This is a genomic window from Streptomyces sp. NPDC005799, assembly GCF_040630525.1.
In the GTDB taxonomy this organism is placed as follows: domain Bacteria; phylum Actinomycetota; class Actinomycetes; order Streptomycetales; family Streptomycetaceae; genus Streptomyces; species Streptomyces griseorubiginosus_B.
This window is the reverse complement of the sequence record NZ_JBEXXQ010000001.1, coordinates 397,974-412,426: the sequence shown is the minus strand read 5'-3', so window position 1 is coordinate 412,426 and position 14,453 is coordinate 397,974. Positions and strand designations below refer to the sequence as shown.

Genomic DNA, 14,453 nt, shown 5'->3' with positions numbered 1-14,453 from the left:
AGGCCTGCGGTTCCTCCTCGTCACGGCCGCGCAGCTGAGGGCGGCCTCGCGATTCCAAGGGTACGACGGTGCACTGACAACGCCGTAGGGCTTTTCGGTGTCCGCTACGCCGAGCGCCCGAACCCGATCGTCGGCACCGCCCGCCGCAGCGGCCACGGGCGGGTTGCTCCCTCCCCCGGTACCAGCGCGTCCAGGAAGGCGTACCGGCTCAGCGCCTCCGGCTCCTGTCCCTGCACCGACTGCACCTTCCGCCACCAGGCGCCGATCTCCGCCCAGCCCGGGGCCGAGAGGGAGCCGCCGAACTCCTGGACGGACAGGGCCGCCGTCAGTCCCGCGAAGGCGAGCCGGTCGGCGAGCGGCCAGCCCGCCAGGGTGCCGGTGACGAAGCCGGCCACGAAGACGTCACCGGCGCCGGTCGGGTCCAGGGCCTCCACGGCGATGGCGGGGACCTCCGCGCTCTCCCCGGTCCGCCGGTCCACGGCGTACGCGCCCTCCGCGCCCAGGGTGACCACGGCGAGCGGCACGTGTTCGGTGAGGGCGTGCGCGGCGGCGCGCGGGCAAGCGGCGCCGGTGTAGCGCATGGCCTCCTCCGCGTTGGGCAGGAAGGCCTCGCAGTGCTCCAGGTCGGCCAGGCCCGCCAGGTCCCAGGCCCCGGTGTCGTCCCAGCCGACGTCGGCGAAGATGCGGGTGCCGCGGCTCGCGGCCTGGGCGATCCAGGGGGCGCGCAGGCCGGGGGTGAGGGAGGCGACGGCCGCGCGGGCGTACGGCGGGTGGTCGGGCGCGGGCTCCTCCGGGGGCGGTTCGTGGCCGTGGGAGACCATCGTGCGCTCGCCCTCGTACGCCATGGAGACGGTGACCGGGGAGTGCCAGCCGGGCGCGGTGCGGGACGTGGAGAGGTCGATGCCCTCGCCCTGCTCCAGCGCGTCCCAGCAGTACTCGCCGTAGTGGTCGTCGCCGAACGCGGCCGCGAGGGAGGTCCGCAGGCCGAGGCGGGCGAGGGCGGTGGCCATGTTGGCGACACCGCCGGGGCTCGATCCCATGCCCCGCGCCCAGGACTCGGTGCCGCGCACCGGGGCGGAGTCGAGCCCGGTGAAGATGATGTCCAGGAAGACCGTGCCGGTCAGGTACACGTCCCAGGGCGGGTCGTCGGGCGTGCGCAGGCCGGCCAGCGGATCGACCTGGGCCCGGCACTGCGGTCCCTCGATGACGGGTGACGGTCCCTTTCCGGTGGACGCGTTGGGCGCGGTCACGGTGCACTCCCTGACATGGTGCGGATCCAGCCAGTGTGCACCACATCACGGATCCTCCGCCGCCGCTCACGCCGCAGCGGCCGCCCCCCGTACCGTGCGGGCCGTCCCCGGTCCTACCAGCGGGGCACGGCGGGGGTGACCCACTCGGGGTCGGCGATCCGCATCGCCGCCGCGTCGTCGCGCTCGCGCAGCGCGCCGTCGTCGTCGAGCCACCTCTGGTGCAGGACGGCGAGTTTCTCCCGGTCGAGTTCGACGCCGAGGCCCGGCGCGTCGGAGACGGTGACCCTGCCGTCGTCGAAGGTCAGCCGCTGGGTGAGGACGTCCTCGGACTGCCAGGGGTAGTGGGAGTCGCAGGCGTGGTGGAGGTTCGGGACGGTGGAGGCGACGTGGGTCATCGCGGCCAGGCTGATCCCGAGGTGCGTGTTGGAGTGCATGGAGATCCCGACGCCGAACGTCCGGCAGATCGCGGCGAGTTGCTGGGTGTTGCGCAGCCCGCCCCAGTAGTGGTGGTCGGAGAGGACGACCTGGACGGCGTCCCGGGTGAACGCCTCCTTGATCTCGGCGAAGGTCGTCACGCACATGTTGGTGGCAAGCGGCACGTCGGTGCCGGCGGAGACCTCGGCCATCGCGGGTGTGCCGAGCGCCGGGTCCTCCAGGTACTCCAGGACGTCCGCGAGCTCCCCGGCGACCTTCAGTGAGGTCTCCACGGACCAGGCGCCGTTCGGGTCGAGCCTCAGCGGGTGCCCGGGGAAGGCCTCGGCCAGGGCGCGTACGGCGGCGATCTCCTCCTCGGGCGGGAAGACACCGCCCTTGAGCTTGAACGAGGTGAACCCGTACCGCTCCTTGAACAGTCGCGCCTGCGCGACGACGCCCGCCGGGTCGACGGCCGCGCCCCAGTCGTCCCGCTCGCAGGCGCCCTCGGGATGGGCGGCCCACTTGTAGAACAGGTACGCGCTGTACTCGACGGCGTCCCGGACCTTGCCGCCGAGCAGCGCGTGCACGGGCAGCCCGAGCGTCTTGCCGAGGGCGTCCAGGCAGGCCACCTCGAAGGCGGAGACGACGGACAGGCGCAGCTTGTCGGCGGTCTGGACGCCGCGCAGTCCGCCGACGTCGACCTGCCCGGAGACCCGGGCGCCGTCCACGGCGACCTCGTCGGCGAGGGTGAACAGGCCGTTGAGGTCGTCCACTTGACGGCCCCTCAGCTTCTCGGCGAAGGGGCGTGCCAGTTCCAGGTACTTGGTGTCGCCGTACGTCTCGCCGACGCCGGTGATCCCGTCGGCCGTCAGGACCTCCACGATCAGCCGCGGGGTGTACGGCTGGTGCACGCCCTGGGTGTTGAGCAGCGGCGGGTCGGCGACCAGGATCGGGGTCAGCCAGACGTCCGTGATCGTGAGGTTCACAGGGAGGCTCCTACGAGGTCGAGGCCGGCGGCGAGGAGGGCCCACAGGTCGGCCAGGTCGGCGGGCGAGGGGTCGGTGAGCGGGGCGCGGACGGGGCCGACGGGACCTCCGCGCAGCCGGGCCGCGGCCTTGACGAGGGACACGGCGTAGCCGGGTACCCGGTCGCGGAGTTCCACGAACGGCACGTAGAAGTCGCGCAGCAGTCGGTCCACGGTCTTGTCGTCGTGTCCGCGCAGGGCGGTGCGGAAGGCGTTCGCGATCTCGGGCGCGAAGGCGTGCACGGCGGAGGAGTAGGCGGGGACGCCGACGGTGGCGTACGCACGGGCCTGGATCTCGGCCGTGGCGGCGCCGTTGAAGAACAGGAAGCCCTGGGGTGCGGCGAGGGTGAGGCGCTGGAGCCGGTCGAGGTCGCTGTGGCCGTCCTTGAGGCCGATGACGTTCGGGATGTCCGCGATCCGCCGCAGGGAGGCCGGGGTGTAGGCGACCTGGCCGCGCTGGTAGGCGATCAGCGGGAGCCGGGTGCGGGCCGCGATCTGTTCCAGCTGGCCGACGAGGCCCTCCTGCGGGGCGGCGACGAGGTAGTGCGGCAGCACGAGCAGGGCGTCGGCGCCGGCCTCCTCGGCGATGCGCGCGAAGCGGGCGGCCTGTGCCCAGCCGTATCCGGTCCCGGCGACGACGGGCACCCGGCCGGCCGCCTCCTCGACGGCGACGGTGACGACCTGGCGGTACTCGTCCTCGTCCAGCGAGAAGAACTCGCCGGTGCCGCAGGCGGGGAAGAGGGCGCCGGGCGCGGTGGCGAGCCGGTCCGCGACATGGGCGCGGAAGCCGTCCGGGTCGAGCGAGCCGTCGTCGTGGAAGGAGGTCAGCGGGAAGGAGAGCACTCCGCCCTCCATGCCCTCCCGCAGCCTGCGCGCGGTCGTATCCGTCTCACCCGTCACGACGTCTCCCCATATAGATGTCATCCACGTATGGAGACAAAGCCTAGATATGCGAACGTCGGGCGTCAACGGGCGGGCACCGGCGGACTACCATCGCCCCATGTCGGAGACAGGCGGCGGTGTTCGCGAGGTGAAGTCCGCGGCACGGACGGTCGAACTGCTGGAACTGCTCGCCGCGCGCGGCGACCGGCCGGCGCGGCTGCAGGAACTGGCGGAGGCGCTCGAGGTGCCGCGCAGCTCGATGTACGCGTTGCTGCAGACGCTGATCGGCCGGGGCTGGGTGCGCACGGACATCACCGGCTCCCTCTACGGCATCGGGATCCACGCCCTGCTGACCGGCACCAGCTATCTGGACTCCGACCCGCGCGTGCGGGTGGTACGGCCGTATCTCGACGAGGCGTCGGAGGCGCTGGGCGAGACGATCCACCTGGGGCGCCTGGACGGCCGGGACGTCGCCTATCTGGCCACCCGGGAGTCGCACGAGTACCTGCGGACCATCAGCCGGGTCGGCCGCCGCCTGCCGGCACACGTGGGCGCGCTGGGCAAGGCGCTGCTGGCCGAACGCCCCGACGACGACCTTCCCGAGGGCCCGTACGAGGCCCTCACCCCCAACACCCGCACCACCAGGGTGGCGTTGGCCGCCGACCTCGCCGAGGTCCGCGCCCGCGGCTACGCGGTCGACCGCGAGGAGGGCGTCCTCGGCATCGTCGGCTTCGGGTTCGCGCTGCGCTACGAGGTGCCGGCGCAGGACGCGGTCAGCTGCTCGGTGCCGGTGGCCCGGCTGACTCCGGAGCACGAGGAGCGGATCGTGGCGGTGATGCGGGAGATCAGGACGAAGATCGAGGCGACGGCACCGGGCGCGGGAGGCTCGGCGCACTGGCGCTGACCCGATGAGCGGGGCGCTCGTCTGCCCGACCTCTCCAGCCCCAAACACAACGTGCGCCACATCACACGACTTCGGCTTCTTCCGTAAACCGCGTGCTTGATACAACTTGCTCGCGCGTTCCTGTCCGTCGACGGCCTGCGCCCCACCCCCTTCTTGAGCCGCTCCTTTCGCATGCCCTGGGAACGCCCGTGTTCGCCCCTCGCACCATCGCCTGGCCCCTCGTCGCCCTTTTCACGGCCGGGTACCTGGCTCCCTACCTGCTCCCCACCACCGTCGGCCGCCTGGACTCGGGTCTGCCCCTGACCGCCACCGAGGCCGGAGCCCTCGGCAGCGCCCTGCTGCTGAGCTCGGCGTCGGCGGGCTTCGTCCTCGCCTCACGGGTCGACCGGATCGGCGCCCGCACCCTGGCCCGCCTCGGCCTCGCCCTCGCCGTCCTCGGGTACGGCACCGCGGCCCTGACCGGCAGCGTCCCGGCCGTCGTCCTCGGCGCCCTGATCGGCGGCTTCGGCTCCGGTACGGCGACGACGGTGGCCGCCACGGGAATCGCCGCGCAACCCGATCCGCACCGCACGACCACTCTCGGCCTGCTCGGCGTCTCGGCGCTCGCCGGCGCCGTCTATCTGACGGTCCCCCACCTCGGCCCGGGCCACGGCCAGCCGCTCGCCGCCATCGCCCTGACCGCGCTCGCCGTCTGGCCGCTCACGGGCCGCCTCCCGGTCCGTACGGCCGCCGCGCACAGCCCCCTCGGCGGCACCCGGCTCCCCCACCGGCGCTCCGGCGCGGTCCTCGCCGCCACGATGCTGTGCTGGTCCCTCGCGCAGAACGCCCTGTGGGGCGTCAGCGGCCGGATCGGCCTGTCCCAGGCGCATCTGACGGAGGCCACCGTCGGTGCGGTCTTCGCGGTGGCGCTCGGCGCGGGACTGCTGGGCGTGACGGCGGCGGGCGCGGTGGGTCCGCGGTTCGGACGGGCGGTGCCGGTCGGGGGCGGTACGGCGGTCATCGCCGGCTGCATCGTGCTCTGCGCGTCCGCGACCGGCCTGGGCTCCTTCACGACCGGTGAGATCGCCTGGAACCTGCTCTACCCGGTCGTCCTGTCGTACGTCATCGGTCTCGCCGCCTCCCTGGACCCGCGGGGGCGTTGGGCGGTGCTGGTCGGGTCTGCGTCCTCGCTGGGGACGGCGGCGGGGCCGCTGACGGGGAGTGTGCTGGCGGCGTGGGCCGGGTTCCCGGTCATGGGCGCGGTGCTGGCGGCGGGGCTGTTGCTGATCGCCATACCGATGACTGTGGTCGCGCTGGGCAGACGCCCTCTCCCGGTCCTCGAGATCCCGGTGGAAACGCCTGTCCGGCACGACTACGACACCACGGCCGCCTAGAACTCGTACGCCTCGACCTCGGCGAGGTACCGCGCCCGCCGCTCCTCGTCGTCCTCCAGGAAGGACGCCAGGAACGAGTTGCGGGCCAGTTCCCGGAGGCGGTCCTGGGACAGGCCCAGAGTCCGCTGTACGGCCTCGAAGTTGTCGCCCGCGTAGCCGCCGAAGTAGGCCGGGTCGTCGGAGTTGACCGTGCACATCAGCCCCGCGTCGAGCATCGCCGGCAGCGGGTGGTCGGCGAGGGTGTCGACCGTGCGGAGGCGGACGTTGGACAGCGGGCACAGGGTCAGCGGTATCCGCTCCCGCACCAGCCGCTCGACCAGCGCCGGGTCCTCGACGCACCGCAGCCCGTGGTCGACCCGCTCGACTCCGAGCACGTCCAGCGCCTCGGTGATGTACTCCGGCGGCCCCTCCTCACCGGCGTGGGCCACGCGCCGCAGCCCCAGGTCCGCAGCCGCCTCGTACACCTCGCGGAACTTCACCGGCGGATGCCCGACCTCCGCCGAGTCGAGGCCGACGCCGGTGATCCGGTCCAGGTACGGCTTCGCGGCGTGCAGGGTCTCAAGGGCCGACTCGGTGGATTCGTCGCGCAGGAAGCAGAGGATGAGCCGGGTGGAGACGCCGTGGTTCGCCTCGCTGCTCTCCAGCGCCCGCGACAGCCCCTCGACGACCGTGCCCATCTCCACGCCCCGCGCGAGATGCGCCTGCGGATCGAAGAAGATCTCCGCGTGTCGGACGCCCTGCGCGGCGGCGCGGGCTAGGTAGGCGTTGGCGAGGTCCTCGAAGTCCCGTTCGGTGCGCAGGACGGCCATGAGCTCGTAGTACAGGTTCAGGAAGGACTGGAGATCCGCGAAGTCATAGGCCTCGCGGAGCTCGGCGGTGTCGGCGTACGGCAACTCGACGCCGTTGCGGGCGGCCAGCTCGAAGGCGAGCTCCGGCTCCAGGGTTCCTTCGATGTGGAGGTGCAGTTCTGCTTTGGGGAGGGGCATCGCAGTATCGTACGGATGATTTACCGACGTTTCGGAACCGGGATCCGCAGCAGGTCGTGCGCCACCGTGAGTTCGCCCTCGAAGCCGGCCGCGCGCGCCTGCCGTTCGAACTCCTCGGGTTCGGTGTAGCGCTGGCTGAAGTGCGTCAGCACCAGGTGCCGTACGCCGGCGTCCCGGGCCGCGCGGGCCGCCTGGCCGGCGGTGAGATGGCCGTGCTCGGTGGCGAGGTCGGTGTCCTCGTCGAGGAAGGTCGACTCGATGACGAGCAGGTCGACGCCGTCCGCGAGCGCGTGCACGCCGTCGCAGAGGCGGGTGTCCATGACGAACGCGAACCGCTGGCCGCGGCGGACCTCGCTGACGTCGTCGAGGGAGACGCCGTCCAGTGAGCCCTCGCGCTGGAGGCGGCCGACGTCCGGGCCCCTGACGCCGTGCGCGGCGAGACGGTCGGGGAGCATGCGGCGGCCGTCGGGCTCGGTGAGGCGGTAGCCGTAGGACTCGACGGGGTGGGAGAGCCGACGGGCCTCCAGCGTGTACGCCGGGGTGGTGGCCAGCGGGCCGTCCGTGTCGACCGGGGCCTCGGTGAGCGCGACCGTCTCCCGGTACGCCGTCGCGTAGCGCAGGCGGTCGAAGAAGCGTTGCCCGCCGCGCGGGTAATGGGCCGTGATCTCGTGCGGGACCTTGTCGAGGTTGATCCGCTGGATCACGCCGGCCAGGCCGAGGGAGTGGTCGCCGTGGAAGTGGGTGACGCAGATGCGGTTCAGGTCGTGCGCGGCGACGCCTGCGCGCAGCATCTGGCGCTGGGTGCCCTCGCCGGGGTCGAAGAGGATGCCCTCGCCGTCCCAGCGGAGCAGGTAGCCGTTGTGGTTGCGGTGCCGGGTCGGGACCTGGCTGGCTGTGCCGAGGACGACCAATTCACGTACCGACACGGTGGGTTATCCGGGGGGCCACTGCAGGCCGCGGCCGCCGAGGAGGTGGGCGTGGGCGTGGAAGACGGTCTGGCCCGCGCCGGCGCCGGTGTTGAAGACGATGCGGTAGCTGTCGAGCTTCTCGTCCTCCGCGACGGACCGGGCCTCTTTGAGGACATCGGCCGCGATGGCGGGTTCGGCGACGGCGAGGGCGGCCGCGTTCTCGTAGTGGACCTTGGGGATCACCAGGACGTGGGTGGGGGCCTGGGGGTTGATGTCCCGGAAGGCGACGGTGGTCTCTGTCTCACGGACGATCGTGGCGGGGACGTGCCCTTCCGCGATCTTGCAGAACAGGCAGTCGTCCTGCGGTTCCCCGGCCATGTGCCCTCCTGAACAGCGGTGATCGGATGTGGGGCCACTCTATCGTCGGCGGTCAGGTCGGCAGTCCCGGCGGCGTCTTCGCCGGACTGGTCTCCAGTGCCTCCAGCGCGACCCTGATCGCCTCGTCCAGTTGGGCGTCACGACCGGCGGCGTGGTCCTGGGGCCGCTGCACGACCTCCACGTCCGGGTCGACGCCGTGGTTCTCCACGCCCCAGCCGTAGCCCTCGAGCCAGAACGCGTACTTCGGCTGGGTGACCAGGGTGCCGTCGACCAGGCGGTAGCGGCTGTCGATGCCGATGACCCCGCCCCAGGTGCGGGTGCCGACGACCGGGCCCAGGCCCAGGGCCTTGATCGCGGCGTTGACGATGTCGCCGTCGGAGCCGGAGAACTCGTTGGCCACGGCGACCACGGGGCCGCGGGGGGCGTCCTCGGGGTAGCTGTAGGGGCGCAGGCCGCGTGGCAGGTCCCAGCCGACGATCCTGCGGGCCAGCTTCTCGACGACCAGCTGGGAGGTGTGGCCGCCGCGGTTCTCGCGGACGTCGACCACCAGGCCCTCGCGGGCCACCTCGATGCGCAGGTCGCGGTGGATCTGGGCCCAGCCGGGGGCCTGCATGTCGGGGACGTGGAGGTAGCCGAGGCGGCCGTCGGAGCGCTCGTGGACGTAGGCGCGGCGGTCGGCGACCCAGGCGTGGTAGCGCAGGGGTTCCTCGTCGGCGACGGGGACGACGACGGCGTGCCGGGGGTCGCCGCCGCCGGAGGGGAGGATCGTCAGCTCGACGGGTTTGCCAGCCGTACCCACCAGGAGGGGGCCGGGCCCGGTGACCGGGTCCACCGGGCGGCCGGCGACCGCGACGATCGCGTCCCCGGAGCGGACCGCGACACCGGGCGCGGCCAGCGGGGAGCGGGCGTCGGGGTCGGAGGTCTCGGCGGGGAGGATGCGGTCGACGCGCCAGTCGCCGTCCTGGTGGCGGGAGATGTCGGCGCCGAGCAGGCCCTGGCGTTCGCCGTGGCCGTGGTTGCCGCGCGGGGTGACATAGGCGTGGGAGGTGCCGAGTTCGCCCTGGACCTCCCAGAGGAGGTCGACGAGGTCGTCGTGGGCGGCGACGCGGTCGAGGACGGGCCGGTAGCGGTCCAGGACGCCGTCCCAGTCGACGCCGCCGAGGTCGGGACGCCAGAAGTTGTCCCGCATGAGGCGGCCGGTCTCGTCGTACATCTGGCGCCACTCCGCGGCGGGGTCGACGGTGTGGCGGACGCGGCCGAGGTCGACGGTGATGTTGCTGTCGCTGTCGTCGTCGTTCGAGGCGCGCCGGTCGCTGGGCACGACCTTGAGCTTGTCCTCGGTCCACAGCAGGACGCGCTTGCCGTCGCCGCTGACGGCGAAGTGGTCGGCGTCGGAGGCGAGGTGCTCGATGCGCTGCTGGGCCAGGTCGTAGCGTTCCAGGGCGGTCCTGGGGTCCGGGTCGTCGGGGGTGGCCCGGGAGGCGCCGAGGACGCCGCGCACGGGGTGGCGCAGCCACAGCACGCCGTCCTTGGCGGAGCGCAGGGTGGAGTAGCGGGCGGCCTCGACGGGGAAGGACACGATCCGGTCGGCCAGCCCCTCGAGGTCGACCCGGGTGCTGGGGGTGCCCTCGCTGTCGGGGGTCTCGTCCTTGTCCGGGGCGTCGAAGGGGCGGCCGTGGCGCTGCGGTCCGAACGGGGACGGGGTGGTCGCCGCGAGGGGGATCAGGTGCGGGCGGGAGCCGCCGACGAAGGCGAGGTCGAAGACGTGCTCGTCGTAGACCGGGTCGAAGGAGCGCGCGGAGAGGAAGGCGAGGTGCTTGCCGTCGAGGGTGAACGCCGGTGCGTAGTCGCGGAAGCGGAGCGGGGTGGCCTCGGTGACCGACAGGTCGGTGGTGTTGGCGAGGCGCAGCTGCCGCAGCGGGCGCGGGCCGGGGTGGGACCAGGCGAGCCAGCCGGAGTCGGGTGAGAAGACCAGGCCGGAGACGTCCCCGTCGGTGGAGCGGTCGACCTCGCGGACCTCGCCGGTGTCCCGTTCGACGAGCAGGACGCGTCCGTCGTGCGCGGCGACGGCGACGCGGCCGCCGTCTGGGGCCACGGCGAGGTCGAGGACCCGGCCGAGCTGTCCGGCGGCCAGCCGGCGCGGGGTGGCGCCGGGGGCGGTGCCGGTCGCCGGGGCGAACTCCAGGGCGTCGTCGCCCTCGGCGTCGGTGACCCAGACGACGTGTTCCTCGCCGTCCACCCGGAAGGTGCGCGGCAGCCGGGCCCGTACGCCGGGTTCGGCGGCCAGGGCGCGGGCGGGGCCGGAGCGGTGGGTGACCCAGTGCACGGAACCGCGGACGGCGACCGCGCTGCCGCGGGCGGTGTGGTCGGGGTGCGCGGAGCCGAACCAGCGGGCGGCGTTCACCGGGAACGGCTGCAGGTCGAGCCGGGGGCCGCCGAGCCGGACGTCCAGGCGGCGCGGCTCGGCGGTGTCCAGGTCGTCGAGGATCCACAGCTCGCCGGCCGACGCGTACACCAGCCGGGTGCCGTCGCCGGCGAGATGGCGGGCGTAGAAGCCGTCGATCAGGGTGTGCCGGCGCAGGTCGGAGCCGTCGGCGAGGGAGGAGTAGACGGCGCCGACGCCCTCGTGGTCGGAGAGGAAGGCGATCCGGTCGCCGGTCCAGACGGGGCTCTCGAGGTTGCCGTCCACGTCCTCGTGCAGGCGCACGAACTCGCCGTCGCCGTCCCGGTCGATCCACAACTTGCCCGCCGTGCCGCCCCGGTAGCGCTTCCACCAGGCCGCCTCGCGGCCCATGGGCGCGGAGAGCAGGACGGTGGAGGGGCCGAAGGCCACATGGCCGACGGGGCCGTAGGGCAGGGTGGCCGCGGGGCCGCCGTCGAGCGGAATCGCCCGTGCCCAGCTGCGGCGCAGGCTGGCCTGGCCCTGGGTGCTGATCGCGAGGACGTCCCCGTCCGGGGTCCAGCCGCGCACCTGGGTGCGTGAACTGCCCCAGTACGTCAGGCGTTTCGCGGCACCGCCGTCTATCGGGGCCACATGGACCTCGGGGGCGCCGTCGCGGGTGGAGGTCCAGGCGACGGTGGTGCCGTCGGGCGAGATGCGGGGGTGGTTCACCGGCACGTTGTCCGCGCTGACCCGCCAGGCCCGGCCGCCGTCGAGGGGGGCGAGCCACACGTCGTCCTCGGCGGTGAAGGCGAGCAACTCGCCGTGCAGGTGCGGGAACCGGAGATACGCGGGGGCTGCGGGCTGTGTCACACGATCACTCTAGGCAGCCGCCGGGTCGCCGGGCAGCGGTTTGGATCACTTGCCCTGGACCGGCCAGCACTGCGGGTCGCCCTTGCACCAGATGGTCCGCGTGACGGTCACGGTGACGGTGGCGCCGGGCTGGTTGCCGTTGCCGCCGCTGGGGTTGTTCACGATCGGGGAGGGCGTGGAGGTGCAGTCGCCGAGCCCGGCGACGTGGAACAGCGTCTTCCCGCCGACCTTGGCCGTCAGGTCACCGCGCACACAGGCACCGTCCACGGCGCGGGTGACCTTGCCGGTGACGGTGATGTCCTTGCCGTCCTTGGTCTGCCCCTGGCAGTCGACGTTGGCGACGGTGGTCTCGCTCGCGCTGGGCATGGTGTTGTGACTGGTGTTGTTGTTGCCGTAGTTGGCGGTGCAGCTGAGCCACTGCACGTCGATGTTGTGCCGCTTCAGTTCCTTGGTCGCGGTCTGGTCGGTGGTGTACGCGACGGCCGCGGTGCCGAGCCCACCGGGATCACAGGCCACGGCCCCACCGACGGCCACGACGGCAAACCCCGCCACGGCCGCCACCCGTCGTGCCGGTGGCCGTCGCCAACTGCGCCTCAACGCCCCCATGAAGGGCAGCCTGCCACCGAGTCCGCGTCCGCGGAAGGGCGCATACGGTCATTGGAGCGCCCCTCGAGGAGGAGCCGACCCGGCCTCAGGTCCGCAGCAGCAGCCACTCCTGCAGCTCCACCAGGTTCCCCTCGGGGTCCTTGAGATGGGCCACGCGCATGCGGTCGGTCATCGGGACGGGACCGTGCAGCACGGTGGCCCCGCGCTCCGTGATCCGCTCGCAGTAGGCGTCGAGGTCGTCGACGCGCAGCACCACCATCGAGCGGTGGCCGGTGGCCGTGTCGCCCAGTTCGTCCAGGACCTCGGCCATCATCGAGCGGTCCTGCAGGGCGATCCCCGCCGACCCCGTGGCCGGGCTGAACTTCTCGTACGGTCCCTCGCTCGCCCCGGACTGGGGCTTCAGGCCGAGGACGTCGGCGTAGAAGCGGTAGCAGGCGGCGAAGTCGGCGACGAGGAGGCGGACTTGGGCCAGTTCCATGTGGTCCCCCGTTGGGTGGTCAGGACCAGCGGCCGGTGCGGCCCAGGAGCAGGGCCGCGGCCGCGGTGCCGGCGGTCGATGTACGCAGCACGGTAGGCCCCAGCACGTACGCCTTCGCCCCCGCCTCCTCGAACAGCGCCAACTCGTCCTTGGAGACGCCCCCTTCGGGGCCGACGACCAGCACGATCTCGCCGTGGGCGGGGAGTTCGGCGGTGGCCAGGTGCTCGCTGCGGTGCTCGAAGTCGGAGTGCAGGACGGCGGCGAGGTCCGCTTTGGCGAGAAGTGCGGCAACCTGTCTGGTCGTCGCCGCGTCCGCGATCTCGGGGAAGCGGACCCGTCGGGACTGCTTGCCGGCCTCCCGGGCGGTGGCCCGCCACTTGGCGAGCGCCTTCAGTCCGCGCTCGCCCCTCCACTGGGTGATGCAGCGGGCGGCCTGCCAGGGCACGACGGCGTCGACACCGACCTCGGTCATGGTCTCCACCGCCAGTTCGCCCCGGTCGCCCTTGGGCAGGGCCTGGACGACCGTGATGCGCGGGGCGGGCTCCGGCTCCTCGGACACCGAGACGATGCGGACGACCAGCCGGTCCTTGCCCTCGGTGCCGGTCACCTCGCAGGCCGCGTGCCGTCCGGCGCCGTCGGTGAGGACGACCTCCTCGCCGGGCTGCAGCCGCTTCACCGAGACCGCGTGCCGGCCCTCGGCGCCGTCGAGGACGTACGGACCGGCGCCGGCCGGCAGGTCCTCGGCGACGAACACCGGTGCGGTCATCGCAGGTCCCCCTGGCCCGACACCGCTGTCCGGGCCGCGTCGAGCTCGGCGGCGAGAACCTCGACCAGCTGCCCGGCCGGCAGCTCGCGGGCCATGCGGTGCCCCTGGCCCGCCCACAGCGCCATGCCCTGGGCGTCGCCGGACGCGGCGGCCTTCTTGCGCAGCGGCGCGGTGATGTGGTGGAGCTGGGGGTAGGCGGCGGGGGCGTACGGGCCGTGCTCGCGCATGAAGCGGTTGACCAGGCCGCGGGCCGGGCGTCCGGAGAAGGCCCGGGTGAGTTCCGTACGCGTGAACAGGGGATTGGTGAGCGCCTGCTTGTGGACGGCGTTGGCGCCGGACTCGGCCGTGGCCAGGAACGCGGTGCCGAGCTGGGCCGCGCTCGCGCCCGCCGCGAGGACGGCGGCGATCTGGCCGCCGCGCATGATGCCGCCGGCGGCGACGATCGGGACGCTCACGGTCTCGCGGACCTGGGCGACGAGGGAGAGCAGGCCGATGCCGGCGCCGTCGTTCTCCGGGGTGTCGCGGTGGGTGCCCTGGTGGCCGCCGGCCTCCACGCCCTGCGCGATCACCACGTCGGCCCCGGACCGCTCCACGGCGAGAGCCTCCTCGGCGGTGGTCGCGGTGACCAGGACGAAGGTGCCCAGGCGGTGCAGGGAGTCGACGACGTCCCGGCTGGGGACGCCGAAGTGGAACGACACCACGGGCACCGGGTTGTCCAGCAGGACGGCGAGCTTGGCGTCGTAGCCGTCGTCGCGGCCGCTGTCCGGGTCGCCGAGCTCGGTCTCGTACCAGGCGGCCTCACCGGCCAGCTGGTGGGTGTAGATCTCCACGGCGCCCTGGTCGGCGTACTCCGGCTGCGGCAGGAAGAGGTTCACGCCGAAGGGGCGGCTGGTCAGGCTCCGCAGCTGCTTGATCTCCTGGTACATGCCGTCGGCGGTCTTGTACCCACCGGCCAGGAACCCCAGCCCGCCGGCCTCAGACACGGCGGCGGCGAGCGCGGGTACGGAGACGCCGCCCGCCATGGGAGCCTGCACGATCGGATACGGGAAGAGATCGGTCAGCGCGGAGGACATGACCGCATGTTGTCACGTCCTCCGAACAAGTCCGAATCGGGCATCCCCCACGCCATGGACCACGTGAATGAGTGAGCCTCAGCACCCGTGGAACGGATACTCAGCGCCCGTGGAACGGAGGCATCAGCGGCCATTGAACGCGTCCTTCAACCGCGAGA

General features: G+C 73.0%; 13 protein-coding genes. 2 read left to right on the top strand and 11 right to left on the bottom strand.

Annotated features, from left to right (window positions below):
• Window positions 1–104: 104 nt before the first annotated feature.
• From ABZ453_RS01755 to ABZ453_RS01745, 3 genes are all read right to left on the bottom strand, one after another.
• Complete coding sequence (locus ABZ453_RS01755) at window positions 105–1,250, bottom strand: PfkB family carbohydrate kinase (protein ID WP_359010481.1); 1,146 nt, start codon at window positions 1,248–1,250, stop codon at window positions 105–107.
• Between the two features lie 113 nt (window positions 1,251–1,363).
• Complete coding sequence (locus ABZ453_RS01750) at window positions 1,364–2,650, bottom strand: glucarate dehydratase family protein (RefSeq protein WP_359010479.1); 1,287 nt, start codon at window positions 2,648–2,650, stop codon at window positions 1,364–1,366.
• On the bottom strand, window positions 2,647–3,612 hold the full coding sequence (locus ABZ453_RS01745; protein ID WP_359010477.1) for a 5-dehydro-4-deoxyglucarate dehydratase: 966 nt from the start codon (window positions 3,610–3,612) through the stop codon (window positions 2,647–2,649). The genes ABZ453_RS01750 and ABZ453_RS01745 overlap by 4 nt, the downstream gene beginning before the upstream one ends.
• Window positions 3,613–3,688: 76 nt before the next feature.
• Here ABZ453_RS01745 and ABZ453_RS01740 point away from each other — a divergent pair, with 76 nt between their 5' ends.
• Both ABZ453_RS01740 and ABZ453_RS01735 read left to right on the top strand, forming a co-directional pair.
• A complete protein-coding gene (locus ABZ453_RS01740; protein ID WP_359010475.1) occupies window positions 3,689–4,474 on the top strand; it encodes an IclR family transcriptional regulator in 786 nt (261 codons plus the stop codon).
• A 188-nt stretch (window positions 4,475–4,662) separates the two neighbouring features.
• Window positions 4,663–5,847, top strand: a complete 1,185-nt coding sequence (locus ABZ453_RS01735; RefSeq protein ID WP_359010473.1) for an MFS transporter — start codon at window positions 4,663–4,665, stop codon at window positions 5,845–5,847.
• Here the strand turns inward: ABZ453_RS01735 and ABZ453_RS01730 are convergent.
• From ABZ453_RS01730 to ABZ453_RS01695, 8 genes are all read right to left on the bottom strand, one after another.
• Window positions 5,844–6,833: an adenosine deaminase gene (locus ABZ453_RS01730; RefSeq protein ID WP_359010471.1), complete on the bottom strand. Its 990-nt coding sequence runs from the start codon at window positions 6,831–6,833 to the stop codon at window positions 5,844–5,846. The two genes, ABZ453_RS01735 and ABZ453_RS01730, sit on opposite strands and share 4 nt — an antisense overlap.
• 20 nt (window positions 6,834–6,853) lie before the next feature.
• Window positions 6,854–7,759: a ribonuclease Z gene (locus ABZ453_RS01725; RefSeq protein ID WP_359010469.1), complete on the bottom strand. Its 906-nt coding sequence runs from the start codon at window positions 7,757–7,759 to the stop codon at window positions 6,854–6,856.
• Between the two features lie 6 nt (window positions 7,760–7,765).
• Complete coding sequence (locus ABZ453_RS01720; RefSeq protein ID WP_359010467.1) at window positions 7,766–8,119, bottom strand: histidine triad nucleotide-binding protein; 354 nt, start codon at window positions 8,117–8,119, stop codon at window positions 7,766–7,768.
• A gap of 52 nt (window positions 8,120–8,171) precedes the next feature.
• Complete coding sequence (locus ABZ453_RS01715) at window positions 8,172–11,372, bottom strand: S41 family peptidase (RefSeq protein ID WP_359010465.1); 3,201 nt, start codon at window positions 11,370–11,372, stop codon at window positions 8,172–8,174.
• Window positions 11,373–11,417: 45 nt separating this feature from the next.
• Complete coding sequence (locus ABZ453_RS01710; protein WP_207929622.1) at window positions 11,418–11,978, bottom strand: hypothetical protein; 561 nt, start codon at window positions 11,976–11,978, stop codon at window positions 11,418–11,420.
• An 85-nt stretch (window positions 11,979–12,063) separates the two neighbouring features.
• Window positions 12,064–12,456 carry a VOC family protein gene (locus tag ABZ453_RS01705; RefSeq protein ID WP_359010463.1) on the bottom strand — a complete coding sequence of 131 codons (393 nt, stop codon included), beginning with the start codon at window positions 12,454–12,456 and terminating at the stop codon, window positions 12,064–12,066.
• A 19-nt stretch (window positions 12,457–12,475) separates the two neighbouring features.
• Window positions 12,476–13,222 (bottom strand): 16S rRNA (uracil(1498)-N(3))-methyltransferase, encoded by a 747-nt coding sequence (locus ABZ453_RS01700; RefSeq protein ID WP_359010462.1) that lies wholly within the window; start codon window positions 13,220–13,222, stop codon window positions 12,476–12,478.
• On the bottom strand, window positions 13,219–14,295 hold the full coding sequence (locus ABZ453_RS01695) for a nitronate monooxygenase (protein ID WP_359010460.1): 1,077 nt from the start codon (window positions 14,293–14,295) through the stop codon (window positions 13,219–13,221). Before ABZ453_RS01695 ends, ABZ453_RS01700 begins: the two co-directional genes overlap by 4 nt.
• Window positions 14,296–14,453: the final 158 nt, after the last annotated feature.

Excerpts from the sequence above, each read along its gene's own strand:
- ABZ453_RS01720 (WP_359010467.1), bottom strand. The coding sequence starts at position 8,119 with ATGGCCGGGGAACCGCAGGACGACTGCCTGTTCTGCAAGATCGCGGAA.
- ABZ453_RS01745 (WP_359010477.1), bottom strand. The coding sequence starts at position 3,612 with ATGACATCTATATGGGGAGACGTCGTGACGGGTGAGACGGATACGACC.
- ABZ453_RS01705 (WP_359010463.1), bottom strand. The coding sequence starts at position 12,456 with ATGGAACTGGCCCAAGTCCGCCTCCTCGTCGCCGACTTCGCCGCCTGC.
- ABZ453_RS01695 (WP_359010460.1), bottom strand. The coding sequence starts at position 14,295 with ATGTCCTCCGCGCTGACCGATCTCTTCCCGTATCCGATCGTGCAGGCT.
- ABZ453_RS01710 (WP_207929622.1), bottom strand. The coding sequence starts at position 11,978 with ATGGGGGCGTTGAGGCGCAGTTGGCGACGGCCACCGGCACGACGGGTG.
- ABZ453_RS01740 (WP_359010475.1), top strand. The coding sequence starts at position 3,689 with ATGTCGGAGACAGGCGGCGGTGTTCGCGAGGTGAAGTCCGCGGCACGG.
- ABZ453_RS01700 (WP_359010462.1), bottom strand. The coding sequence starts at position 13,222 with ATGACCGCACCGGTGTTCGTCGCCGAGGACCTGCCGGCCGGCGCCGGT.
- ABZ453_RS01730 (WP_359010471.1), bottom strand. The coding sequence starts at position 6,833 with ATGCCCCTCCCCAAAGCAGAACTGCACCTCCACATCGAAGGAACCCTG.